General features: G+C 37.2%; 21 protein-coding genes. 19 read left to right on the top strand and 2 right to left on the bottom strand.

The window, feature by feature from the left end; genetic code table 11:
• The first annotated feature begins 9 nt into the window (after window positions 1-9).
• From G440_RS0105465 to G440_RS0105375, 17 genes are all read left to right on the top strand, one after another.
• Window positions 10-1,374, top strand: coding sequence for a tetratricopeptide repeat protein (locus G440_RS0105465; protein WP_026450382.1), 1,365 nt, complete (start codon window positions 10-12; stop codon window positions 1,372-1,374).
• A 2-nt stretch (window positions 1,375-1,376) separates the two neighbouring features.
• Window positions 1,377-1,955, top strand: coding sequence for an LPS export ABC transporter periplasmic protein LptC (gene lptC / locus G440_RS0105460; protein ID WP_026450381.1), 579 nt, complete (start codon window positions 1,377-1,379; stop codon window positions 1,953-1,955).
• Window positions 1,956-2,210: 255 nt separating this feature from the next.
• Window positions 2,211-3,464, top strand: a complete 1,254-nt coding sequence (locus G440_RS0105450; RefSeq protein WP_026450379.1) for a hemolysin family protein — start codon at window positions 2,211-2,213, stop codon at window positions 3,462-3,464.
• 193 nt (window positions 3,465-3,657) lie between these two features.
• The gene (locus tag G440_RS0105445) at window positions 3,658-5,772 is read left to right on the top strand and encodes a peptidylprolyl isomerase (protein ID WP_026450378.1); all 2,115 of its coding nucleotides are present in this window, start codon (window positions 3,658-3,660) and stop codon (window positions 5,770-5,772) included.
• A gap of 166 nt (window positions 5,773-5,938) precedes the next feature.
• The gene (locus G440_RS0105440; protein WP_026450377.1) at window positions 5,939-6,841 is read left to right on the top strand and encodes a tryptophan 2,3-dioxygenase family protein; all 903 of its coding nucleotides are present in this window, start codon (window positions 5,939-5,941) and stop codon (window positions 6,839-6,841) included.
• 156 nt (window positions 6,842-6,997) lie between these two features.
• Window positions 6,998-7,342, top strand: coding sequence for a DUF488 domain-containing protein (locus G440_RS0105430; RefSeq protein ID WP_026450376.1), 345 nt, complete (start codon window positions 6,998-7,000; stop codon window positions 7,340-7,342).
• A gap of 37 nt (window positions 7,343-7,379) precedes the next feature.
• Window positions 7,380-8,132 (top strand): DUF481 domain-containing protein, encoded by a 753-nt coding sequence (locus tag G440_RS0105425; RefSeq protein ID WP_026450375.1) that lies wholly within the window; start codon window positions 7,380-7,382, stop codon window positions 8,130-8,132.
• Between the two features lie 106 nt (window positions 8,133-8,238).
• The gene (locus G440_RS0105420) at window positions 8,239-8,577 is read left to right on the top strand and encodes an arsenosugar biosynthesis-associated peroxidase-like protein (RefSeq protein WP_026450374.1); all 339 of its coding nucleotides are present in this window, start codon (window positions 8,239-8,241) and stop codon (window positions 8,575-8,577) included.
• A 108-nt stretch (window positions 8,578-8,685) separates the two neighbouring features.
• A complete protein-coding gene (gene arsS / locus G440_RS0105415; RefSeq protein WP_026450373.1) occupies window positions 8,686-9,762 on the top strand; it encodes an arsenosugar biosynthesis radical SAM (seleno)protein ArsS in 1,077 nt (358 codons plus the stop codon).
• Window positions 9,763-10,008: 246 nt separating this feature from the next.
• Window positions 10,009-11,352, top strand: a complete 1,344-nt coding sequence (locus G440_RS0105410) for an SLC5/6 family protein (protein ID WP_026450372.1) — start codon at window positions 10,009-10,011, stop codon at window positions 11,350-11,352.
• Complete coding sequence (locus G440_RS0105405) at window positions 11,328-12,155, top strand: metallophosphoesterase family protein (protein ID WP_026450371.1); 828 nt, start codon at window positions 11,328-11,330, stop codon at window positions 12,153-12,155. The genes G440_RS0105410 and G440_RS0105405 overlap by 25 nt, the downstream gene beginning before the upstream one ends.
• Window positions 12,156-12,209: 54 nt before the next feature.
• Window positions 12,210-12,710, top strand: a complete 501-nt coding sequence (locus G440_RS0105400) for a rhodanese-like domain-containing protein (RefSeq protein WP_026450370.1) — start codon at window positions 12,210-12,212, stop codon at window positions 12,708-12,710.
• Window positions 12,711-12,721: 11 nt separating this feature from the next.
• The gene (locus G440_RS0105395; RefSeq protein WP_034259060.1) at window positions 12,722-13,414 is read left to right on the top strand and encodes a TIGR04282 family arsenosugar biosynthesis glycosyltransferase; all 693 of its coding nucleotides are present in this window, start codon (window positions 12,722-12,724) and stop codon (window positions 13,412-13,414) included.
• Between the two features lie 335 nt (window positions 13,415-13,749).
• Complete coding sequence (locus tag G440_RS0105390) at window positions 13,750-14,568, top strand: purine-nucleoside phosphorylase (RefSeq protein ID WP_425393622.1); 819 nt, start codon at window positions 13,750-13,752, stop codon at window positions 14,566-14,568.
• Window positions 14,569-14,684: 116 nt separating this feature from the next.
• A complete protein-coding gene (locus G440_RS0105385) occupies window positions 14,685-15,569 on the top strand; it encodes a sterol desaturase family protein (RefSeq protein ID WP_026450367.1) in 885 nt (294 codons plus the stop codon).
• A 40-nt stretch (window positions 15,570-15,609) separates the two neighbouring features.
• A complete protein-coding gene (locus G440_RS0105380) occupies window positions 15,610-16,413 on the top strand; it encodes a DUF547 domain-containing protein (protein ID WP_026450366.1) in 804 nt (267 codons plus the stop codon).
• Between the two features lie 146 nt (window positions 16,414-16,559).
• On the top strand, window positions 16,560-17,339 hold the full coding sequence (locus G440_RS0105375; protein ID WP_026450365.1) for a TIGR04283 family arsenosugar biosynthesis glycosyltransferase: 780 nt from the start codon (window positions 16,560-16,562) through the stop codon (window positions 17,337-17,339).
• A gap of 34 nt (window positions 17,340-17,373) precedes the next feature.
• Here the strand turns inward: G440_RS0105375 and G440_RS0105370 are convergent, their stop codons facing one another.
• Together G440_RS0105370 and G440_RS0105365 are read right to left on the bottom strand one after the other, a co-directional pair.
• Window positions 17,374-18,978 carry a DUF4139 domain-containing protein gene (locus G440_RS0105370; protein WP_026450364.1) on the bottom strand — a complete coding sequence of 535 codons (1,605 nt, stop codon included), beginning with the start codon at window positions 18,976-18,978 and terminating at the stop codon, window positions 17,374-17,376.
• A 96-nt stretch (window positions 18,979-19,074) separates the two neighbouring features.
• Window positions 19,075-20,052, bottom strand: a complete 978-nt coding sequence (locus tag G440_RS0105365; protein ID WP_034259058.1) for a glycoside hydrolase family 113 — start codon at window positions 20,050-20,052, stop codon at window positions 19,075-19,077.
• 221 nt (window positions 20,053-20,273) lie between these two features.
• Between G440_RS0105365 and G440_RS0105360 the strand changes: the two genes are divergently transcribed.
• A complete protein-coding gene (locus tag G440_RS0105360) occupies window positions 20,274-21,581 on the top strand; it encodes an NAD(P)/FAD-dependent oxidoreductase (RefSeq protein WP_026450362.1) in 1,308 nt (435 codons plus the stop codon).
• Window positions 21,582-21,646: 65 nt separating this feature from the next.
• The gene (locus G440_RS0105355; protein ID WP_026450361.1) at window positions 21,647-23,233 is read left to right on the top strand and encodes a 4Fe-4S binding protein; all 1,587 of its coding nucleotides are present in this window, start codon (window positions 21,647-21,649) and stop codon (window positions 23,231-23,233) included.
• Window positions 23,234-23,418: the final 185 nt, after the last annotated feature.

Here is a 23,418-nt window from a genome sequence, read left to right as displayed (position 1 = left end):
AGCAATACCATGAAAACAAAATTAACATTATTATTTACAGTTTTACTCGTTTCCATTTCAGGAATAACATTTGCCCAAGCACCAGATGATTGCGCAATTTCATTGTCTTATTTTACTGAACCTGCTAAAGTAAAAAATTATGATGCTGCACTTCCTTATTATGAAAAATTGATAAAGGAATGTCCAGATTACAATCTCGCCATTTATCAGTATGCGGTAAAAATGTTTGAATATTTTATTGATGAGAAAGGTGATAAAAGCAAAGTAAAAGACCTTATAAAGGCTTGGGAATTGAGACTTCAAAACTTTCCAGCGAAAACCAAAGAAGGCGATGTACTTTCAACGATCGCTCAAATAAAGTTTGATAACAATATAGGTTCTAAGGAAGAACAGTTTAATGCTTTTGACGAAGCATTTAAGAAAGATCCTGAAAACTTCACCAGCGGTAAAAGTCTCTACGCCTATTTTTCATTGGCTGTAGATTTACAGAATTCTGGTGAAAAAGATCTTCAAGAAATTTTTAACCTTTACGATGTAGTATCAGCAAAAATAGACGAGCAGAAAAACAGTCTTGCTGCAAAACTAACCCCTTTAATGGACAAGGAAGAAGCTGGAACAGCTCTTACAGATAAAGAAAAACGCGCTAAAGATGTGTACGAAAACAATCTTGGTGTTTATGCTACTGTTGAAGGAAGTGTAAGCGGAAAATTAGGTCAATTGGCAGATTGCCCGAACCTAATTCCACTTTATGAAAAGGACTACGAGCAGAAAAAGAACGATGTAGATTGGATTAAATCTGCAAGTAATAGACTTGATGCTAAAGATTGTGATAGCCCACTCTCAAATAAATTGGCAGTACGCCTTCACGAATTGGAGCCGAGCTCTACATCTGCATATCTATTGGGTAAACAAGCTGAGGCTAATGGTAAAGCTTCTAAAGCTCTAGAATACTTTAACCAAGCTGCAGATCTTGAAAATGATAATGCTAAAAAAGCAAGAATATATTATAGTATTGCTGAAAACTACCGTAAGAAAGGAAGTCTTAGCACAGCAAGAAGCTACTACAATAAAATGCTAGATGTAAAACCATCTGCAGGTATTGCTTATTATAAAATAGGTTCGATGTACGCAGATAGCGCAAACAACTGTGGAACCACAGTTTTTGAAAAGAGAGCCATGTACTGGTTAGCTGCAGATATGATGGAAAAAGCTGCCCGTGTTGACGGGACTGTTGCTGGAAACGCAAAAGCCGCTGCAAACTCATATAGACAACGCGCCCCTCAAAAAAGTGATATCTTTAGTGAAGGTATGGCTGGCAAAACCATTAAATTCAATTGTTGGGTTGGTGGAAGCGTAAGAGTTCCTAACTTATAAGGATGCACACCTCAATAAATATGTTTAAAAGCGTGATGGTCTTGGTATTGACCATCACGCTTTTTGCATGTGAAAGTAATTATCAAAACGTAAAGAATTTAAGTCTATCAGACGGTGCGCCCATTGCCGAAGGAAAAAACATAAACTTTAAATACACGGATTCGGGAAAATTGGTCACCAATCTTATAGCTGAAAAATTACTCGATTATTCAAATTTAGATTTTCCTTACAAAGAATTTCCAAACGGAATTAAAGTACTTTATTGGAACGACAAAGGTGAAAAAAGTACCGTAACTTCAGATTATGCCATTCAGTTTGACGAAACAGGATTGGTTGATCTTCGGAAAAATGTAGTGTTGGTTACAGCAGATAGCGTTGTGCTTAAAGCAGATCAGCTTTACTGGGACCAAAAAAATAAATGGGTGTTTACAGACAAACCCTACCAAATAAAATTTAAGGACGGCTCTTACAATGATGGCGCTGTGGGATTTGACAGCAGTGAAGATTTCACTACCTTTCTTTCCAGAAAAAATCAAGGAGTACAATTAGTTGACAAAAATAAAATTGACGATGCTAAATAAAATTTTTCGCTTCTTTGAATACGCTTATCTTATCATGGCCGTATTTTTTGCTTATGAAGCCATAAATAACTGGAACGAACAACCAAACAAAGCCTATTTGTTCCTCTTTTTTGTTGTGGTCTCTATTTTTATGTTTTTCTTTAAAAGAAATTTCAGAAAAAAAATGGATGAACGGAATAAATGATTCAATATTCAAAATTTCAGATTCAAAGTTATCAAAATTGCAACCTTGAATCTTGAACCCTAAATTTCTAGATGGATTACAGTATAATAATCATACTCTCAATGCTTGTTTTCTCCGCTTTTTTCTCGGGGATGGAGATTGCTTACGTTTCTTCCAATAAAATCCATATTGAAATTGAGAAGAAGCAAAACAACTTTTTAGCTGGAATTTTGAAGAAAATAACCAAACGCCCTTCAAAATTTATTGCCACTATGTTAGTGGGTAACAATATCGCCTTAGTTATCTACGGATTCTTTATGGGCGATTTGCTAATGGAATACATTCCGCTCGCGGGTTTTACGGGATTACTAGTTCAAACTATTATCTCTACACTAGTAATACTGCTGACCGCGGAATTCCTCCCCAAAGTATTCTTTCAAATCTACGCGAACAATCTAATAAAGGTATTCGCCATTCCAGCATACTTCTTCTATGTTCTTTTCTCCTTCATTTCTGAATTCGTTATCTGGATTTCAGACTTAGTCTTGAAATTAGTTTTTAAGTCTGAAGGCGACACCGTGCAACTCACTTTTAGCAAACTTGAACTTGGCAATTATATTTCAGAACAAATGGATATAGCAGAAACCAAGGAGGAAATGGATTCGGAAATACAGATATTTCAAAATGCACTAGACTTTTCCGAAGTAAAGTCACGCGAGGCTATGTTACCACGTACTGAAGTTGTGGCTGTAGATATTGATACTTCCCCTAAAGAACTCGCCAAGCTTTTCACAGAAACTGGCCTATCCAAAATACTGATTTTCAAAGAGAATATAGATGATATTTTGGGTTACGTGCATTCATTTGAACTCTTTAAAAAACCAGCTACCATTAAAAAAGTTTTAATGCCCGTGGTTTTTGTTCCAGAAACAATGCTTATCAAAGATGTACTGGGAATTCTTAGCAAAAAAAGAAAGAGTATTGCAGTAGTAATTGACGAATATGGCGGCACGAGTGGTATTATTACCGTAGAAGACATCATAGAGGAACTCTTTGGTGAAATTGAAGACGAACACGACAGCGTTGAATTAATAGAGGAAGAATTGGGCGAAAGGCATTATAAATTCTCAGCACGTTTTGAAGTAGATTATCTAAATGAAACTTACAAATTGGATCTGGAAGAAAGCGAAAACTATGAAACCTTAGGCGGTCTGATTGTTAATCACACCGAAGAAATTCCAGCCAGAGGAGAAACTGTAGAAATAGACAACTATCTATTTACTATTCTAGAAGTTTCCAGCACGAAGATAGAAATGGTTGAATTAAAAAATATCTCGGAAGATTAGTTTTTAACTAAATCATAACTTTTTTCACTTTAGTTTTTTATTACTGAGCGGAAAATGTTATTTTCGCCACCTAAAATCACCTAAAAAACAAAGCCTTAAAACCCTTTAATTAGCATGAGGGCCTAAAAGGAATGACAAACAAAGCCTTCTATTCGGAATAATCGGATGTAAGGAGGATAAATTTGAACAATAAATGGCAATCTTAAACAGTATTAGAAAAAGAGGGATATTTCTTATCCTTATTATTGCATTGGCACTTTTTGCCTTTATTTTAAGCGATGTTTTAACCAAGAGTAGCGGCGGTCCTAAAGGCCAAACTAACATTGCTACCATAAATGGTACTGACATTTCCAGACAGTCGTTTATGGAAGAAGTTGAAGTTACCCAACGAAATATGGGACCAAACGGAAATGCTTCTCAAGCAATGAACAGCGTTTGGGATAGAGAACTTCGTCGCGTTATCATGGAAGAGCAAATTGAAAAAGCTGGGCTTACCGTAGAGAAGGCACAAATAGACAATGCTTTAAAATCTGCATTGGCCAACAACCCAACCTTTCTAAACGAAGCTGGACAAGTTGATGACGGCAAGATTCAAGAATATATTGCCAGTATTCAAGCTTCCTCTCCAGAAATGTATAGACAATGGTTAACATTTGAAGAAAATATTTCAGACAATGTACTTCAATCCACTTATAACAACATGATAAAAGGTGGTTTGCGTACCACAATTGCAGAGGGTGAACAAGAATATCATTTTCAAAACGACAACCTAAACTTTCAATATGTAGTGATGCCTTACAGCAAAATTGCTGATGAAGACATTAAGGTTTCTGACGACGAAATTAAAAAATACGTTTCGGCACATCCTAACGATTACCAAGTGGATGCCCAAGCAGATATTCAATATGTACTTTTTTCAGAAAAACCATCTGAGGAAGATATAGAGGCAGCAAGAACAGAAACTACTGCTATGCTTAACGATAAAATTGAATTCAATAAAGACACTAAAGCCAATGACACCATTGCTGGCTTTAGAAATACAAAAAACTACGAAGAGTATGTAAATGCCAATTCAGATGTTCCATATTTCGAGCAGTGGTTGTTTAAGGAAAACTTGCCACCAAGAGTTGCAGACACACTAATCAAATTGAACAAAGGTGACATTTACGGTCCTTTTTCAATGGACAACACTGTTAATCTAGTTAAAGTGTTAGACACTAAAAAAATGCCAGATTCTGCTGAATCAAGACACATCTTGATTCGTTACGTTGGTACTATGCGTGCGCCTGAAACAGTTACTAAAACGAAAGAAGAAGCTGAAAAATTAGCTGACAGTATTTTAAATGTTGTAAAAAAAGACAGATCAAAATTTGTGGAACTAGCAAAGGAATTCTCTGATGATGGTTCAGCTCAGAACGGCGGTGATCTTGGAAATTCAAGTCCTGGGAGAATGGTGCCTCCTTTTGATGAATTTATCTTTAGCAACCCAGCAGGTACTATTGGTCTTGTTGAAACAGATTTCGGTTATCACGTGGTGGAAATTGAAAAACAATCTAGCCCTAAAAAAGCTATTAAACTTGCAACCGTTATAAAGAACATCGAATCTTCAGATAAAACTATCAACGAGGTATTTGCTGATGCCACAAGGTTTGAAGTAGCCGTTAAAAAAGGTGACTTTACCGAATTAGCTAAAAACCAAAGTTTAGAAGTGAAACCTGTAAATAAATTGGGGAATATGGACGATAATATTCCAGGATTAGGCTCTAGCCGCCCCATCGTTAACTGGGCTTTTAATGAAGACACCAATGTTGGCGACTCCAAGCGTTTTAATGTAACTGATGGATATGTTATTGCACAGCTTACACGTAAGAATCCAAAAGGTTTAATGCAAGCGGCAGATGCTTCAGCTAAAGTAACTCCAATTTTACGCAACGAGAAAAAAGCACAAAAAATACGCGAATCTATTAAAGGAAGTACGCTTCAAGAAATCGCAAAAGAACAAGGTGTATCTGTTCAGAATGCTACAGGTGTAACCATGGCAAACCCAATGATTGGCTCCAATAGAGAACCAAAAGTTGTTGGAATTGCCTTCGGAACAAAACCAGCGGAAACTACACAGTTGATTGATGGTAAAGCAGGAGTTTATAAAATTAAAGTGACAGCATTCAATCCATCTCCAAAAATGGAATCGTACGTTAATTATGCAAACCAGATGACAAGCAAAACAGCTCCAGCTGCTCAAAACGCAGTTTTCAACGCACTTAAAGAGAAAGCCGAAATAGAAGATAATCGTGCAAACTTCTATTAAGAAATACAACAATAAATAACTGAAAAGCCTTATTACAAATTCGTAATAAGGCTTTTTCTTTATAAGTCCAATTTATCCGAGATAAACTCGAAATATTCTATTATTTTTATAAAGAATTTCTTGAACGGCATTTTTACTCGAATGTCATTCCATAAAAAACAGACCAATGAACAACGACCTCATAAAATCAATTGAAGAAAAATATACCAACCTTGGAGAAAACCCTGAAACCTATTTGAACGGCTTACTTCAGACAAAACCCATAACATATTGGGATTATATTCAGGTGGACACTCTTCTTTCCCTTCAAAAAACGAGAACCGATTTTAAGGATGAAGAAATTTTTGTAATCTATCATCAGGTTACAGAACTCACCTTAAAAATGATGATCCACGAAATAAAACAGCTATCCGAAGGTGAAAATCTATCTGAAGAAGTTTGGATAACAAAATTGGATCGACTAAAAAGATACACAAGAATGCTCATCACTTCTTTTGATATTATGAAAGACGGAATGAGTTATGACGATTACAACATCTTTCGAGCCGCATTAACACCCGCTAGTGGCTTTCAATGCGCTTCCTTCCGCTACTTAGAATTATACAGTACGCGTCTTGAAAACCTACTTAATAAACAAGGAAAAGAACGTCTGCCCGAAAACCCAACCACCGATGACTATTTTAGTCATATTTATTGGAAAGATGCAGGATTAAACCGTAAAACGAAAGAATCGTCCCTTACGCTTAGACTTTTCGTAGAAAAATATGAGGCTGGTTTTAAAACTTTGGCGGAACAAGTAAAAGGAAAAACTCTTGAAGAGCGAATTGCTCAGATGGACAATCCTTCCGAAGAACTAAAAGACAAACTGAAACAGTTCGACCATTTTTATAACGTGGCTTGGCCCTTGGTACATTTGGACACCGCACAACACTATTTAGACCGAAAAGGTGAAACCAAAGCAGCTACCGGAGGTTCGGAATGGAAAAAATATTTACACCCCAAATATCAACAACGCAAATTCTTCCCAGAACTTTGGTCTCAAGCCGAAATAGAAAACTGGGGCTCATAAAAGCGAAGTTGTCAATGTCCATCAATTTGGTTTTTTGAACTTTGATTTTTGTTGTTTGGCTTTTGGATTTTGGAACCTGCCTGCTGATTCACCAGCCTGAGGAGGGCAGGCAGGTTTGGAATTTGGAGTTTGATATTTGGAATTTTTTTTAACTCTATGGATATTCAAATAAAACGTATTTATGAAGATGCCACCAAAAATGACGGCACACGTATTTTGGTAGACAGAATCTGGCCGCGTGGGGTAAGTAAAGAAGACGCACATCTGGATGAGTGGATGAAGGAGATTGCTCCATCTTCTGAACTACGTAAATGGTTCGATCACAAAGAAGAGCGTTTTAAGGAATTTTCAAAAAAATATGAGACGGAGCTGAAGGACAAGCCTGAATTAGTAAAAGAACTTCAAGACAAAGCCGAAAAGAAACGTCTTACCCTGCTTTATGGTGCCAAAAATGAAGAGTATAATCAAGCTGTAGTGCTAAAAACATTCCTTTTAAAATAATTAGGCTTTCAAGTACAATTGGTTTTTTATCAAAACAATGAAACAATTACTATTCGCTATTTTTTTTATAGTATCCGCTAATGCTTTCTCTCAAGTTATCAATGCGGAATCTTTACGAAAAGTAACGGATACTTCTGGATTTTCAGGTTCAGCTGGGTTGGAATTTTCTTTGAAAAGAGATGTAAACGATAAGTTTTCGATCAAAACAAACATCAACGTGCAATATAAAATGAACCGACATTTAGTATTGCTGAAAAATGAAATTGAATTCCAAAAAATAGAAAGTAGTAATTTCGAAAATAAAGGAGTACAACATTTACGCTACAACTATAAAATATATCCACAAATAGCTTGGGAAGTCTTTGCACAAGCCCAATACAACAAGGTGTCCAAAATAAATTTTCGAGGACTCGTGGGAACGGGACCAAGATTTAAACTCACAAAGCTTGAGAATTATAAATTATATCTAGGCACCTTAGTCATGTATGAACATCAAGAACTGAGCGACGATGTAACACCAATAGAGCGAATTTACCGCGGCTCAGCCTATTTTTCGTTTAGTCTCTTTCCTACCGAAACCCTAAGTATCTCAAGTACTACCTACTATCAACCCAGACTTAAGGATTTTAGCGATTTCAGAATAGCGTCTGAAACTTCCCTAGCAATAAAGCTTTATAGAAATTTTTCCCTTAAAACCACTTACACCTTCACATTCGATGAATCACCCGCTATTGGAATTCCAAATTCACAATATGAACTTACCAGCGGAATTGTTTATGCTTTCGATTAAAAAGTTAAAACTTTAGTAAGCATTTCATCTTTTAAGGGACTACTTTTCTATATTTACATTTAAAAACCAAACATGTTTTTTTTTCGTAACTATATAAAACCATATTATGGCTGCTAACAATTATTACGATCCCGCCGATCTTAGAAAATTTGGAAATATAACTGAATGGAGCAAAGAGCTGGGAGAAAAATTTTTCGATTACTACGGAAAGGTTTTTGAAGAAGGTGCGCTTACGGCCCGCGAAAAAGCGCTAATCGCTCTTGCTGTTGCACATACGGAACAATGCCCCTATTGCATTGATGCCTACACAAAAGATAGCCTACAACGTGGCGTGACTAAGGAAGAAATGATGGAGGCCATCCACGTAGGTGCTGCAATTAAAAGCGGTGCGACCTTGGCTCACGGAGTAATGATGATGAATAAGGTCAACAAATTGGAAATGTGAGCAACTTCTATGTTTTCTATATTTAAGAAAAATATGGAGGTCACTCATCCCGAATCTGTTTGTTGGGATCCTTTGAATAATTCTAAAAATTGATTTCAGAAAAAATTTATGCTAAAAGAGAAAAAGAAAAAACAACAATCCCTACATAAGCGTGATAGCGAATATGCTGTTGCAAATAAACAACTCGAAAAACTTTCCAACGGAATTTTTGCTAGCGGCGAACTTCCAACGTTTTCTGAAAAAATAAAGGAAACTGGACAATTTCCGCTTCGCCCTAATAAACTGGAAATACTTCAAATTAACGTTGGCTATATGTGCAACCAAGTCTGCGAGCACTGTCACGTAGATGCGGGACCAGACCGAAAGGAAATAATGACGCGTAAAACCATGATGCAGTGTTTGGATGTAATCCGAAACACAGGCGCGCATACCCTGGATCTCACAGGCGGTGCCCCAGAAATGAATCCAGATTTTCGTTGGTTTGTCGATGAAGCCAGTAAAGCCGGAATCAAGGATTTTATTGTTAGAAGCAACCTAACAATCATTCGCGCCAATAAAAAATATTACGATTTACCCGATTTTTTCAAAAGTCACAACGTTCATGTTGTTAGCAGCATGCCGCACTGGACTCGTGGAAAAACAGATAAACAAAGAGGTGAGGGTGTTTTTGATCTTTCCATAAGAGCCTTGCAGGAGTTGAACGCCGTTGGTTATGGAATGCCAGACAGCGATTTGCGCCTCGATTTGGTTTATAATCCAAGTGGTGCCTATTTACCGGGCGATCAGGCCAGCATGGAAAAGGATTTCAAAAAAGCATTGCTCGAGGATTTCGGAATCCGTTTCCACAATCTTTTTGCTATTACAAACCTCCCTGTGGCGCGATTTTTAGATTATTTAATTGCTTCGGAAAACTACGAGGATTATATGTATCAGTTAGTGGAAGCATACAATCCGGCTGCGGTTAAGAATGTAATGTGTAGAAATACTATTTCAATAAGCTGGGACGGTTATCTATACGACTGCGATTTCAACCAAATGCTTGAATTGAAAGTTGCCAGTAAAATACAGCACATTTCAGAATATAATGAAGACATTTTAAATGATAGAAATATAATAATTTCACAACACTGTTACGGCTGTACCGCCGGAGCTGGCAGCAGTTGCCAAGGTTCCGTAACGGAATAATTAGATCGTTATTTCTACATTTTTATCAGGCGGAAAAATCTTCAGAATATTTTTTCGCCAATATTGAAATGAAACAATCTCTATTCCGAATAATCAGAAATAATTTCTTCCGGGATCCTGATATAATATTTGGAGAGACGAGATTTAAGCGATGAAATTATGGATGTCGAAAATCAAATCTAATGTATTACTGGATCAATCAAAAAGCATTACATTTCTATATAGCGAATAATCTCTAAACCTTTTATGGACGTAAAACTTTGGCAATGGGGTCTGATTATTACCTCAAGCTTAATACTTTTCTTTCTTTCGCCATTAGCAAAAACTACGGAAGAATTTTTTAAGGCCAGCAAACGTAAAAAACCTCCAAATACATTTATACTTACGGGAAGCTTGATTATCTCTTGGATTTTTGCCAAGAGTATTACCAATGCTGCAAATTTAGGATTGGAATTTGGAATTGTAGGCGGTATTGCCTACGCGGGCTACTACTTGTCCTTTGCCGTCGCTGGTATAATTATCTATTTCCTCAGAAAAAACGGCGGTTTCAAAAGCATCCACCATTTCTTAACAAGTAAATTTGGAAAAGGCGCCATGCGTGTTTTTTCAGTATTGATTGCCATTCGGCTTTTTAACGAGGTTTGGAGCAACACCATGGTGATAGGAACCTATTTTGGCGAACAAGGCAGTAAGGCCTTTTATTGGTCCATTATAGTCTTTACAATCTTAACGCTAGTTTACACATTGAAAGGTGGTTTAAGCAGTTCCATTTTTACGGATATAATCCAAATGGGGCTTTTCGCTATTTTGCTTTGTATTATTCTTTGGAAGGTATTTTCAATACAAGATTTTACGGTTTCGGAAGTTGCTACTTCAGGAACCTGGAGTTTTAGTTTGGGACTTAATTTGTTTTTTGCGGCAATCATTCAATCATTTAGTTATCCGTTTCACGATCCCGTTTTGACGGATCGCGCTTTTTTGAGTTCCCCAAAAACTACCTTGCGAAGTTTCTTATGGGCAACGTTATTGGGTGGATTAAGTATCGTACTTTTCAGCGTAATCGGTATTTATGCACAGACGCAAGGAATGGAAGGCCAAGCTGCTGTGGAAGTGGGAAAAGCCTTCGGGCTGATTTTCCTTTTGGTAATCAACTTTATAATGATAACCTCAGCCGCTTCCACATTGGATTCCACATTTTCATCTTTTTCAAAATTACTGGCAATAGATTTAAAATGGGGCAAAAGTCTTTCCTTCGGAAGATTATCCATGATAATTATTGCACTATTGGGAACCATTCCAGTATTTTTGAATGCCGAAATCCTTTCGGCCACAACCATTTCTGGAACTATGGTGATTGGATTGACACCAGTATTTTTATTTTGGAAAATGAAAGTCCCAAAAGTGAGTTTTTACGTAAGTATCTTTACAGGGATTGCCTTCGGCTTTATTCTAATTTTTGAAATATTTCCGAAGCAACTTATCTTTACTGAAGGAAAATATGCGGACTTGCTTTGGGTGAACGTTTGGGGCATTGGCAGTTGTATTCTTTTATATTTATTACCAACTTGGATAAAAAAACAGAACATATAGAAAACTTAAAAGAGAAAGTACTTCTTTTTGGAGGTGTTTACAGCAATCTTCAAGCGCTTGAAGAGCTAAAGCGTATTGCTGAAGCAGAAAATATTTCCCCAGAAAACTGCATTTGCACAGGCGATATTGTTGGCTATTGTGCCCAACCGGAAGAAACCGTTCAACTTTTTAAGCTTTGGGGTGCAAAAAGTATTGCTGGAAATGTGGAACTCCAACTCCGAGATGGAGCTGAAAATTGTGGTTGCGATTTTAAGGCTGGCAGTAGATGTGACGGTTTCTCGCAACTTTGGTATCCCTATGCCCAAAGCAAGCTTTCAAAAAGTTCGTTGGAATTTATAAAAACGCTATCAGAAAGTTTACATTTTGAATATACCGGAAAAAGAGTTACCGTTGTACACGGCTCGTATTCTAATGTTTCGGAATTTATTTTTAAATCAACTCCCTGGGAAACCAAACTTAAAAATTTTAAAGAAACTAAAAGTGACGTAATAATCGCCGGTCATTGCGGCTTACCATTTCATCACATGGAAGAAAACAAAATGTGGCTCAATCCCGGTGTTATTGGGATGCCTGCAAATGATGGTACACCACAAGTTTGGTATATGGTTTTAAATGATGAAAAAGAAAAACTCAGTTTTACGCATCGCAGACTAGATTACAACTTTACACTCACAAGCAAATTAATGCAAAACGCGTTACTTCCGCAGGAATACGCAAAAACAATATTAACTGGGATTTGGGATAATACTGAAATCCTTCCAAGCCTTGAAAGTGGTTGGCAAGGTTTTCGCATTCCCTTATAAAATTCCTGTCCTTCCACTCCGCTCAGGATAAACTCTGGCGAGAATCTTAAGTTTATGAAAACGAAAACAATCTTCATTCTTCTATTTTTAATCGCAGTAAATGGCTTTGCTCAAAGTAAGTTGGACGCGTTGTTGCAAACCTATAACACTCGAAGCATTCCATACATTTCCGTTGAAGGCTTACGAATGTTGCAAATAAATGATACGGTAGAAATTCTCGATGCGCGTGAGCCTGCCGAATTTAATGTAAGTCACATTCCTTCAGCTAAGAATATTGGTTTCAATACTTTTTCTTCCGAAGAGGGACAACTCCAGAAAATAAAAAAAAACACTCCAATAATTGTATATTGTTCCGTGGGAATCCGCTCTGAGCAAATTGGCGAAAAATTAAAAAAAGCAGGGTTTACCAATGTAAAAAACCTTTACGGTGGTATCTTTGAATGGAAAAACAAGGATTACCCCGTGATTGATTCTACAGGAGTAGAAACAGAAAACGTCCACACTTTTTCGAAGATGTGGAGTAGGTATTTACAGGCTGGAAATCCAGTTTATTAAAACACTAAAAAATGGGCTTACTTTCTTCAAAAGAAACAGACAGCGACAATGAAATGGCTTCAGATTTCTATTTTCCCACCTCAAAAAAAGCACTGCTTATTTTTACCCGAAACCCAGAATTGGGGAAGGTAAAAACGCGTTTGGCAAAGTCAATCGGAGACGAAAGTGCCTTGAAAATTTATAAATTCCTATTAGATCATACCGTAGAAATAACCAAGGATCTAAACGTAGATAAATATGTTTTTTATTCAGAAGATATCCATCGCAACGATATTTGGGATGCAACTATTTTCAGAAAAAAATTGCAGACTGGCGATGATTTGGGAGAACGGATGAAAAATGCTTTTTCAGAAATCCTCGGTATGGGTTATGAAAAAGCGATTATTATTGGAAGCGATATGTTCGATATGGACAAAAATGATTTGAATAATGCTTATGAAGCATTACAGACCAATCAATTTGTTTTGGGTCCAGCAACCGATGGCGGCTATTATTTATTGGGAATGAAAGAATTGAATTCTGACGTATTTCAGAATAAAAACTGGGGTACAGACACCGTTTTAAAAGCCACTTTATTAGATTTAAGAAATGAAAAATACGTTTTACTCGAAGAGCGAAACGATATAGATTATTATCAGGACATTAGGGACGAAGCTGCTTTTCAGCAATTTTTACCTCCTTATTTAGATAATGATTTTTTATAAATAGTTGAAAAAATGACTTAGGACGGTAAGACGTAGGACGTAGGACGTAGGACGTAGGACGTAGGACGTAGGACGTAGGACAAAAATATTCAGAATTTAAATTGATTTAGTCTATCATCTAACTAAATTCAAAATTCTTAAGCTCTGCGGCCTCTGCGTCTCTGCAGTAAAAAGTCACCGCTGAGTCGCAGAGAACGCAAAGAGAAAAGGCATTTTAATAAAGAGGAGGTTAGAATACTTAAGTTAGATATAGTTCGTGAACTTTCACGGCCCCGAGTGAGAGACTTACTTTTCTTTGGACTACGTAATAATTAAAATAAAAAACTAAACAAATTATGAGTATTACTAAATATATTGAAGAAGCCGCAGATTATTTAAAACAACGTGGTTTTGAGCAACCTGAAGTAGGAATCATCCTGGGAACGGGTCTAGGAAAAATTATCGACCACGTAGAAATTGAGGCTGAAGTAAGCTATAATCACATTCCCAACTTTCCAACTGCAACGGTAGAATTTCATAAAGGCAAACTGCTTTACGGTTCTTTAGAAGGAAAAAAAGTGGTCGTTATGCAGGGAAGATTTCATATTTATGAAGGCTATTCATTGCGGGACGTTACATTTCCGGTACGGGTGATGCACTTGTTGGGAATCAAAAAACTATTGGTGAGCAATGCTTCCGGCGCTATTAACTTGAATTTCAAAAAAGGAGAAATCATGCTAATCGACGATCATATCAACTTGCAAGGAGACTCTCCCCTAGCATTCCGCGGTGTTGAAAAAATGGGCGAACGTTTTGTAGATATGAGCGCGCCTTATGACGCTGAAATGAATAAAAAACTACAACAGATTGCTTCCGAAGAAAATATAACCCTCCACAAAGGAGTTTATGCTAGCGTTGTTGGCCCACAACTTGAAACACGCGCTGAATATCGATATTTAAAAATAATAGGTGCAGATGCTGTTGGAATGAGTACCGTACCCGAAGTTATTGTAGCCAACCATTTAAAGATCCCGGTGATTGCTGTTTCTGTTTTAACAGATGAATGCGACCCAGATAATTTAAAGGCTGTAGACATCGCAGACATAATTGCTTCCGCAGAAAAAGCAGAACCCAATATGATAACTTTGTTTACCGAATTGATTAAGCAGTTGTAAAGTTTCCCGCAGATTTGCTTCGCCAGTTCGCTATCGCTCGGGGCGCAGATTTTCGCAGAAAATCTATTCATGTAGTCTGCGAAATCTGCGGGAGAAAATTTGACCCAAATATAACAATGGAGAAATACATAGAAATCTTTAAAAACTCATATCACGGATACTTTAACTATCTATGGTCGGAGATCACAAACTTCCACTGGGAAAATTATTTCTATGGACTTATTTTGGTTTCCATATTAGTTTGGGCACTAGAGTTACTATTTCCCTGGAGAAAGAATCAGAAGGTTTTTAGAAAAGATTTTTGGTTGGACACATTTTATATGTTCTTCAACTTTTTTCTGTTGAATTTAATCGTGCTTATTTTCCTTTCCAATGCTACTGCCGAGTTATTTAATGATTTCTTGAACATAATAGGATTAAAAATTTCAGACTTTCAACTTTTAGAACTGAATACGCTTCCTTATGGACTGGGTCTTTTGATTTTCTTTTTAGTTACGGATTTTGTGCAATGGAACACCCACCGACTTTTACACCGCTCCCCTCTTCTCTGGAACTTCCATAAATTGCATCATTCCGTAAAGGAAATGGGCTTTGCGGCGCATTTACGCTATCACTGGATGGAGCCGATAGTTTATAAGTCTTTGCTTTATATCCCGCTTGCTTTTATTGGAGGTTTTGACATTGAAGCGGTGGCGATAGTCCATTTTTCAACCCTTGCCATTGGCCATTTAAACCATGCCAACCTAGGCTGGGATTACGGATTCCTAAAGTATATCTTTAACAATCCGAAAATGCATATTTGGCACCACGCCAAAGTTTTGCCAAAAGAGGCACAAGCTGGTGTTAATTTTGGGATAAGTTTGAGTTTATGGGATTACCTTTTTAGAACAGATCACATTCCTTATGATGGCAGAGACATTGAGCTAGGCTTTGATGGCGATGAAAAATTTCCACCAAAATTTCTTCCCCAAATGATGTATCCCATAAAATCCAAAAAGTGATTTCTTTCGTACATAATATTGAACAAGAAAAATAACAAAAATGAGAGTTTTACACAGTTTTACTACATTAATTTTGGCCGCACTCCTTATGCAGAGTTGCAATTTACTTTCTGCAGCAGGCGTTAGTAGCCAAGGGCAGCCCACTAAAGAAGTTACATCTACATTGACATCTACCACTGCAAATTCCGCAGTAAACGTTGACCATTCCGCTTGGGACAAATTGCTGAAGAAATACGTGAACAGCGAAGGAATGGTAGATTACAAAGGATTTAAAAATGATAGCGCTAAACTGGATGAATATCTAAAAATGCTTTCAGAAAAGGACCCCTCTAATGATTGGAGCGTTCAGGAATTATTGGCCTATTATATTAACCTTTACAACGCAGGAACGGTACAATTGATCGTGGAAAATTATCCAGTAAAAAGCATCAAGGATATTGATGGTAATTGGACTAAAGGACGAATTGCTGTCGGTAAGAAAGAACTTTCACTAGGTGGAATTGAAAATGGAATCCTTCGGAAAATGAATGAGCCAAGAATTCACTTCGCCATAAATTGTGCTTCTATTTCTTGCCCAAAATTAATGCGGGATGCTTATACAGCAGCTAAGATCAATGAACAATTAGATCGCGCCGTAAGTGAGTTTATCAATAGTGACAAAAACGATATTTCAGCTTCAAATCCTAAAGTTTCCTCTATTTTTGACTGGTATCAAAAAGACTATAGAATAAACGGGAAGCAAGATGTAATTGGTTTTATCAATCAATATTCAAAAATCAAGATAAATCCTGGTGCTACTTTGATGTACAAGGATTATAACTGGAATTTGAACGAACAGAAATAAAGGTTCAAGGTTCAAGGTTCGAAAATTAAAAATTCAATACGTTTCTACATTTTCGTTAGAATAAAGTTATTATCAAATTCATAAATTTAAAATCACTTAATTATCTATTTTACCTGAACTTGAAACCATAAACTAGAAACCTCAAAATGCTTTCCATCATCATTCCGGTATTAAATGAAGCCGAAACTATTGAAAAACTATTAATCCATCTTTCAGAAAACAGTGCTGGAGATAATGATATAGAAGTTATTCTTGTAGATGGCGGAAGTACTGATGAAACAAAAGAAGTGATTAAAAATTTCGTCGAGAGGTTTTCCAGACCTGTCAGGTTTCAAAAACCTGACAGGTCTTTTAACATTCAAGTTATCGCTTCAAACAAAGGACGTGCAAAACAGATGAATGCTGGTGCAAAATTAGCTTCGTACCACGGCGGGCAGGCTGGAGAAATACTCTACTTTTTGCACGCCGATTCTTTTCCTCCTAAAAATTTTGACAGCTATATTGTTTCCGAAGTTGAAAAAGGAAATCCAGCCGGATGTTTTCGAATGAAATTTGACAGTAATCATTGGTGGTTGCAACTTGCAGGTTGGCTAACTAAATTTAAATGGCAAGGCTGTCGTGGTGGCGATCAAAGCCAGTTTATCACGAAATCTCTTTTTGAAGAAGTTGGGGGTTTTGATGAAAGTTATGTTATTTACGAAGATAATATTTTGATCAGTGAACTTTATAAACGAAAAAAATTCGTTGTAATTCCACATTCGCTTACTACATCGGCAAGACGCTATCGGGAACTAGGAATTTGGAGATTACAATATCATTTCTGGATGATTCACTTAAAGAAATTTTTTGGTGCGGATGCGGAGGAGTTGTACGTTTATTATAAAACATACATTGGAAATAAAACACCAAAGGTCTTAAAGACCTAACAGGTCTCTGAGACCTGTTAGGTCTGTCTGATTATCACATCCCCGAAATCACCTTATCCTTGGGTAATTTCACAGAATAAGAAAACCGTAGCTTCTTGGTTTCTCCTGCTTTTAAATTTAAATTCCAACTTAACTCACCTTTCTTATCATCCACTTTCGCATGGGAAGTTTCCAAAAGTTTGATTTCAATATCTTTTTCTGTCGATAAAGGAAATTGCTCCTTCACATCTATATCAATCGCTTCTTTTCGTGAATTCCTAACAGAGATTTCATAAGTATAAACACGTTTTTGAGAACTTCCAAAAAAGGACGTGCTTCCCTCCTCGTCAATTCTTTCGCGCTTGGTGATAATACGTTCGTCTCTTCCTAAGCTAATTGTTAAGGTATCCTCTGTGGAATTCGGGTTAATATAGGAACTTCCAGCAAAATTATTGTCAATTATCAAATTGGCATCTCCTGGCAAAAGATTGTATTTGCTCCAATCTGAAACCTTCGCGACCAAGAAAGCGGCATCATCCAATCGCGGCGCAGTGAAATAGGAATATTTAGCAGGAAGCTGATATTGTTTCAGTTGTACAGCCTGTGGCTTTTGATTGGAATACACATCATAAGGCGTATTGACCACAAAGGAAGTAGTTAACTGGTTTTCTTGAACCACCGCCATATCGGTGGTTATGACAACTTCATCCATACCTGCACTTTCCATCTGTACCCCCGCCATCTTGTTTTCCTTTCTTTGGTTACGTACGAATGGCTGCTGAAAACCTACCCACCAAGGATTTAACTGCGGCGCATTATTGTTTCGTTTGGGATTTCCACTGGAAAAAGCCAATTTAACCTGTTTCCAATCAATTCCTGTGCTTTGGGAAACATTCGCTTTATATACTAATTGAACAGGTTCATTTAAATTATCAACCCTGATTTCATAAAAAGGAGACCACGAAACATTATTCGTAAAATAATTAATATCAAAATTCGTCTTCACCGCCTGACTGGAATTCATACGAACCACTAATTGTCCTGCATTTTGACCACTTCCACCAGCTTCCTGCATTTGGTTTTTTAGTTTATCAACTCTTTTCTGTTGTTCTTGTTCTTTACTCTTCAACTTTATAATATTCGACGCTAACAACTTATATTCTTCCCGATAATATTTTATCATATTCGCCATACTCGTTGGTGATACTCCATTTTGTCCTCCAAACTTCCTGTTTTCCTCCAGCAATGCCAAAGTGCTTTCCTCTCCCTTTCTGGCGTTTATCAAATCGTCTAAAACTGCTTTCGCCGCTTCATATTTTGTCTTTAACTCTAAAAATTGTGCGCTTTGATTTTCACCTTTTACTAAATAATCTCGTTCAAAGGAAACGGAAAGTATTGTTATTTGGCTACTTTCACTGGTAACACGAATGCTCTGTGGATCCACATGCTGAGCTATTTGATTAATCACCAATTCAGAGTTTCCGCTTGGCACAGACAATTCTTTAGACGTATGATGCAAACTGGCACCGCGACCAAAAATAGTTGCATCCAATAAAGAGGCGTTGGTTTCTAATACAGTTTGTGCAAATGTAAATTGCACGCTAGCTATTATAAACAGAAAAGCTATTAACGACGAAGATGAATGTGAAAAGGTTTTCATAAGAGGTTTTATTTTGATTCGGATTTAAGAAGTCAATTTCTGTGCCGCGGTTAAATTCACAATTATTAAAGAATAAATAACAAGCCTGTATCTCTATTAATTTTCAGAATAGCAGTTGTCAACTATCACTTCCGCAGGTTTGTTTTGAGGCGAAAATTGGTTGTCTTCAGATCCTCCCACGCTTTCGTGGGCAATAAACCATTTCCAAAGAAAACCACCCGCAAACCAATCTTCTTCCCAAACAGATTGATACAATCCTTTCAACAAATTAGCTTGGGCCTCCAAGTTTACAGAATTCATCTCTCTATCGCTTTTCCAAGGTTTCTTTCCGCTGAAGTTAACACTTCGGTAGCCGTATTCAGTAAAAAGGATTTTCTTATTTTCCTTTTCTGAAAATGCTTTCAATTCATTTTTCCATCGCTCCCAACCTTCTTTTGCTTCTCCAAGACTTGGAGTTTTACTTTCCGAAACAGGAAAATAAGCATCTACACCGATATAATCCAATAGATCCCAAAAAGAGACGCGTTTATATTCGTCCCAATTGGCGGCGTAGGTTAGTTTTCCTTTGTAAACCGTTTTAACCTCAGAAATTAATTCTCGCCAATATTCCGGTCTATGTTCTATAAATGTTTCCAGTTCTGTGCCAATACAAAAAATTTCGATTCCTTCCGTTTCAGCCAACTTTGCATAATCAATTATAAAGCTTTTATAGGAAGCTTCAAGCTGCAGCCAGTCTGCTTCCGAAGCCATTTTTAGCAAACCCGTAAATTCTCCACGCCAGACCCAAATCTGAGGTTTCATCATTACCTTTATATTGTTATTATGAAGCAAATTGACATATTGCTTCGCACCTTTTTTAGTTTCGCCATACCATTGCCGATCTTGATTGTAAACAACTTCGGGATGATCTAGACTTTTTATAAATCCGAAAGGCATTATTGCGGCATAGTTCGCATGGATCCTTAATATAGATTCAATATTTTTCTGTTTAAGGGAATCACGGGAGGCAACAAAGCTCACGCCATTTATTTTTGAAATATTCTTGTTACTAACCAGCGTTTCTTCATCTTTCATTGAAGAAAGTTGTAAAGAGTCACGCTTTTCAAAACAACTTGAAAAGAGTAAAAAGAGACAAACACAAAAACTGTAACGCAGTACTATGGACATATATAAAATAGCTAAATATGAAAGTAATGTTTATTTGAGACTTAATTGAAAACTTTAAGAGCTCTTTTCAATCCATCCCATCTCTAATTGCGTAAATTTATAAACCAAAGTAAAACCGCATCAAAATTATGGAACATATTGTCATTATCGGAAACGGCATTGCGGGCATAACCGCAGCAAGACATATCCGAAAACTTTCCGACAAAAAGATTTCCATAATTTCTGCAGAAGCCGATCATTTTTTCTCTCGCACCGCATTAATGTACGTGTATATGGGGCATATGCGATGGCGCGACATAGAACCTTATGAAAGTTGGTTTTGGAAAAAGAACCGCCTAGAACTGAAAAAAGCCTACGTTGAGCGGGTTGACACCGATAACAAAAGCCTTCATTTTAAAGAAGGTGGTTCCATTACCTACGATAAACTAATAATTGCAACGGGCTCCGTCACCAATACGTTTGGTTGGGAAGGTTTGGAATTAAACGGTGTTCAAGGTTTGGTTACCAAACAGGATTTAGAAAACCTAGAGAAGAATGCTCCAAACAATAAAGAATGTCCTCGCGCTGTAATTATCGGCGGCGGATTGATTGGAATTGAAATGGCCGAAATGTTGCGCACCAGAAACATTGAAGTTAGCATGCTTATCCGCGAGGACGAGTTTTGGGCAAGTGCGCTACCAACCTCTGATGCAGAAATGATATCGAAACATATTATTTCGCACGGTGTAGATCTTCGAAATAACTCAGAACTCGATAAAATTATTGGTGATGCTGATGGAAACGTAAAAGCGGTGCTTACAAAAGATGGAGAAGAGATTCCTTGCACTGTTGTTGGAATAGCAACTGGGGTAAAGCCGAATATTTCGTTTCTAAAAGATTCAAAAATAGAAACTGACAGAGGAATTCTAGTAAAACGAAATTTACAAACCAATATAGAAAATGTATTTGCAATTGGCGATTGCGCCCAACAACGGATTCCGGTTGGTCTGAGACCGCCAGTAGAAGCCGTTTGGTACACGGGCCGAATGATGGGCGAAGCATTGGCCCAAACCATTTGTGGAAATCCATTCAATTACAATCCCGGCAATTGGTTTAACAGCGCCAAGTTTTTCGATATTGAATATCAAACCTATGGCTGGGTTTTTTCGGAAGAACGAAGAAAAGACTATGAAGCGCAATTTCATTGGAAATGCAAGAGTAATTTACGCTGTATAACAATTTCACATCATAAAGATACCGGACAATTTTTAGGAATAAATACTTTCGGAATTCGGATGAAACAAGAAGTTTTTGATAACTGGTTAAACGAAAAACGTAGCGTGGATTATGTAATCGCGAATTTAAGGAAAGCTAATTTTGATCCTGAGTTTTTTAGGAGATATGAAAAAGAGATTTTAAAGAAATATCAAGCTTTAAACGAAACGGCAACACTTTAAAACATAACAGTTCAGATTGCTTCGTTCCTCGCAATGACGTCTGTTAGGCTTAAACAATAAAAAATATGAGCACAGTGCAAAGAAATATGTCCCTAACTGGGGAGCCACCAAAAACGATAAATACACAACAGAAAATAGCGTCTTTTATCGGGTTGCTAGGATTAATGGTATTGGTATTGGCAATCTTTAACGTTAATTTTCCAAATAAAAGTCTGTGGCTTACCGCTGCTTTAACGGCCATTGGAGGTGGAACCATCTGGTTTTCCATTGCGGCTTATTCCCAAAAGCATGCTGGAATAAAAAACGATGGTGTGCAATTTAAGTCGTTAACATCAAAAGGGTTTTGGGCGTGGATTATGGGGATTTCCCTTACCTTATTTTATATCTTGCTGTATTGGTTTCCACAATATCTAGGTTTGGTTCAGGATGGCGATAACAAGGGATTGGTTGCACTCTTTGATCCTTTTAGCAAATTGCTCAATGGCGGCCCGGCCAGTCAATGGTTCGTTTATGGAACACTTTATACTTTGGCGATAGTGGCTTTTGGCGTAAAATTTATAATGAAATATCGCCATAACAAATACGAGAAACTCCGAACCTTTTCTGTTATGTTTTTTCAACTTGGCTTTGCCTTTTTGATCCCTGAACTAATGCAACGATTAAACAGTGAAACTTTTTCACTTCCATATTACGATCTAAAAAATATCTGGCCGCTTAACTATTATAATTTCGAACAATATCGCGTAGACGATTTTATTTCCGCTGGTGATGTTGGTGTAGGCTTGTTGATTTTTGGCGTTGTATCTATCTTTATAATCACACCTATTTTAACCTATAAATACGGGAAACGTTGGTACTGCTCCTGGGTTTGTGGCTGTGGCGGACTTGCAGAAACTGCCGGTGATCCTTTTAGACATCTAAGTGATAAAACTCAAGTGGCTTGGAAAGTTGAGCGATGGGTGATTCACAGCGTTTTGGTTTTTGTGATTTTAATGACTACGGCAGTCGTACATTCCTATTTAGGAGATGACAGCTCAAAATATTGGCTTACAAAAGATACTTTTCTAATAGGTGTCGCAGTTTTTCTAACCATAGTATTTGCAGGTGTTTGGATCTTTAAAAGGGAAGAATTGCAAAAAGATGCACGTATTGGTTCTATTGCCTATTTTGTGATTATAATCGCTTTGATAGCTTTACATTTTACAACAGGAAAAACACTATTCCTTTTTGACCCTGAAACCTTGCGATCTTCTTATGGATTTCTGATTGGTGCTGTTTTTAGCGGTGTAATCGGAGTTGGATTTTATCCGCTTTTAGGTAACCGGGTTTGGTGTCGTTTTGGATGTCCGATGGCTGCAATATTAGGTTTCCAACAAAGATTATTTTCAAAATTTAGAATTACCGTTAATGGCGGTCAGTGCATCAGTTGTGGGAATTGTTCCACCTATTGCGAAATGGGGATCGACGTTCGCGCCTACGCCCAAAAAGGTGAGAATATTGTCCGCTCTAGTTGTGTGGGCTGCGGAATTTGTGCCGCTGTTTGTCCGCGTGGGGTTTTAAAACTTGAAAATGGACCTCTTGAAAACCGAATTAGCTCTAACGAAATTCTTTTAGGGAATGATCTGAATTTAATGGATTATGTGAATCAGTAGCCAGTAGCAGTAGCAGTAGCAGTAGCAGTAGCAGTAGTCAAAAATAAAAAATAACTTTGCGGCTTTGCGACTTTGCGAGAGATAAAACCACTGATTTACAGTAAATTGACACTCAAATCTAGATCCTCTTTTCTTCAAGAAGGTCTCTTCAATCATTCTTCATTTTAGAAAAATATTTGATGCGC

The organism is Aequorivita capsosiphonis DSM 23843 (assembly GCF_000429125.1).
GTDB classification, from domain to species: Bacteria; Bacteroidota; Bacteroidia; order Flavobacteriales; family Flavobacteriaceae; genus Aequorivita; species Aequorivita capsosiphonis.
The sequence above is the reverse complement of the archived record's forward strand: the minus strand, read 5'-3'. Positions and strand labels throughout refer to the sequence as shown.

Coding starts and splice junctions, on each gene's coding strand:
- G440_RS0105390 (WP_425393622.1), top strand. CDS start 13,750: ATGAGTATTACTAAATATATTGAAGAAGCCGCAGATTATTTAAAACAA.
- G440_RS0105365 (WP_034259058.1), bottom strand. CDS start 20,052: ATGAAAGATGAAGAAACGCTGGTTAGTAACAAGAATATTTCAAAAATA.
- arsS (WP_026450373.1), top strand. CDS start 8,686: ATGCTAAAAGAGAAAAAGAAAAAACAACAATCCCTACATAAGCGTGAT.
- G440_RS0105425 (WP_026450375.1), top strand. CDS start 7,380: ATGAAACAATTACTATTCGCTATTTTTTTTATAGTATCCGCTAATGCT.
- G440_RS0105385 (WP_026450367.1), top strand. CDS start 14,685: ATGGAGAAATACATAGAAATCTTTAAAAACTCATATCACGGATACTTT.
- G440_RS0105410 (WP_026450372.1), top strand. CDS start 10,009: ATGGACGTAAAACTTTGGCAATGGGGTCTGATTATTACCTCAAGCTTA.
- G440_RS0105445 (WP_026450378.1), top strand. CDS start 3,658: ATGGCAATCTTAAACAGTATTAGAAAAAGAGGGATATTTCTTATCCTT.
- G440_RS0105380 (WP_026450366.1), top strand. CDS start 15,610: ATGAGAGTTTTACACAGTTTTACTACATTAATTTTGGCCGCACTCCTT.
- G440_RS0105430 (WP_026450376.1), top strand. CDS start 6,998: ATGGATATTCAAATAAAACGTATTTATGAAGATGCCACCAAAAATGAC.
- G440_RS0105360 (WP_026450362.1), top strand. CDS start 20,274: ATGGAACATATTGTCATTATCGGAAACGGCATTGCGGGCATAACCGCA.
- G440_RS0105395 (WP_034259060.1), top strand. CDS start 12,722: ATGGGCTTACTTTCTTCAAAAGAAACAGACAGCGACAATGAAATGGCT.
- G440_RS0105355 (WP_026450361.1), top strand. CDS start 21,647: ATGAGCACAGTGCAAAGAAATATGTCCCTAACTGGGGAGCCACCAAAA.
- G440_RS0105370 (WP_026450364.1), bottom strand. CDS start 18,978: ATGAAAACCTTTTCACATTCATCTTCGTCGTTAATAGCTTTTCTGTTT.
- lptC (WP_026450381.1), top strand. CDS start 1,377: ATGCACACCTCAATAAATATGTTTAAAAGCGTGATGGTCTTGGTATTG.
- G440_RS0105450 (WP_026450379.1), top strand. CDS start 2,211: ATGGATTACAGTATAATAATCATACTCTCAATGCTTGTTTTCTCCGCT.
- G440_RS0105375 (WP_026450365.1), top strand. CDS start 16,560: ATGCTTTCCATCATCATTCCGGTATTAAATGAAGCCGAAACTATTGAA.
- G440_RS0105400 (WP_026450370.1), top strand. CDS start 12,210: ATGAAAACGAAAACAATCTTCATTCTTCTATTTTTAATCGCAGTAAAT.
- G440_RS0105420 (WP_026450374.1), top strand. CDS start 8,239: ATGGCTGCTAACAATTATTACGATCCCGCCGATCTTAGAAAATTTGGA.
- G440_RS0105465 (WP_026450382.1), top strand. CDS start 10: ATGAAAACAAAATTAACATTATTATTTACAGTTTTACTCGTTTCCATT.
- G440_RS0105440 (WP_026450377.1), top strand. CDS start 5,939: ATGAACAACGACCTCATAAAATCAATTGAAGAAAAATATACCAACCTT.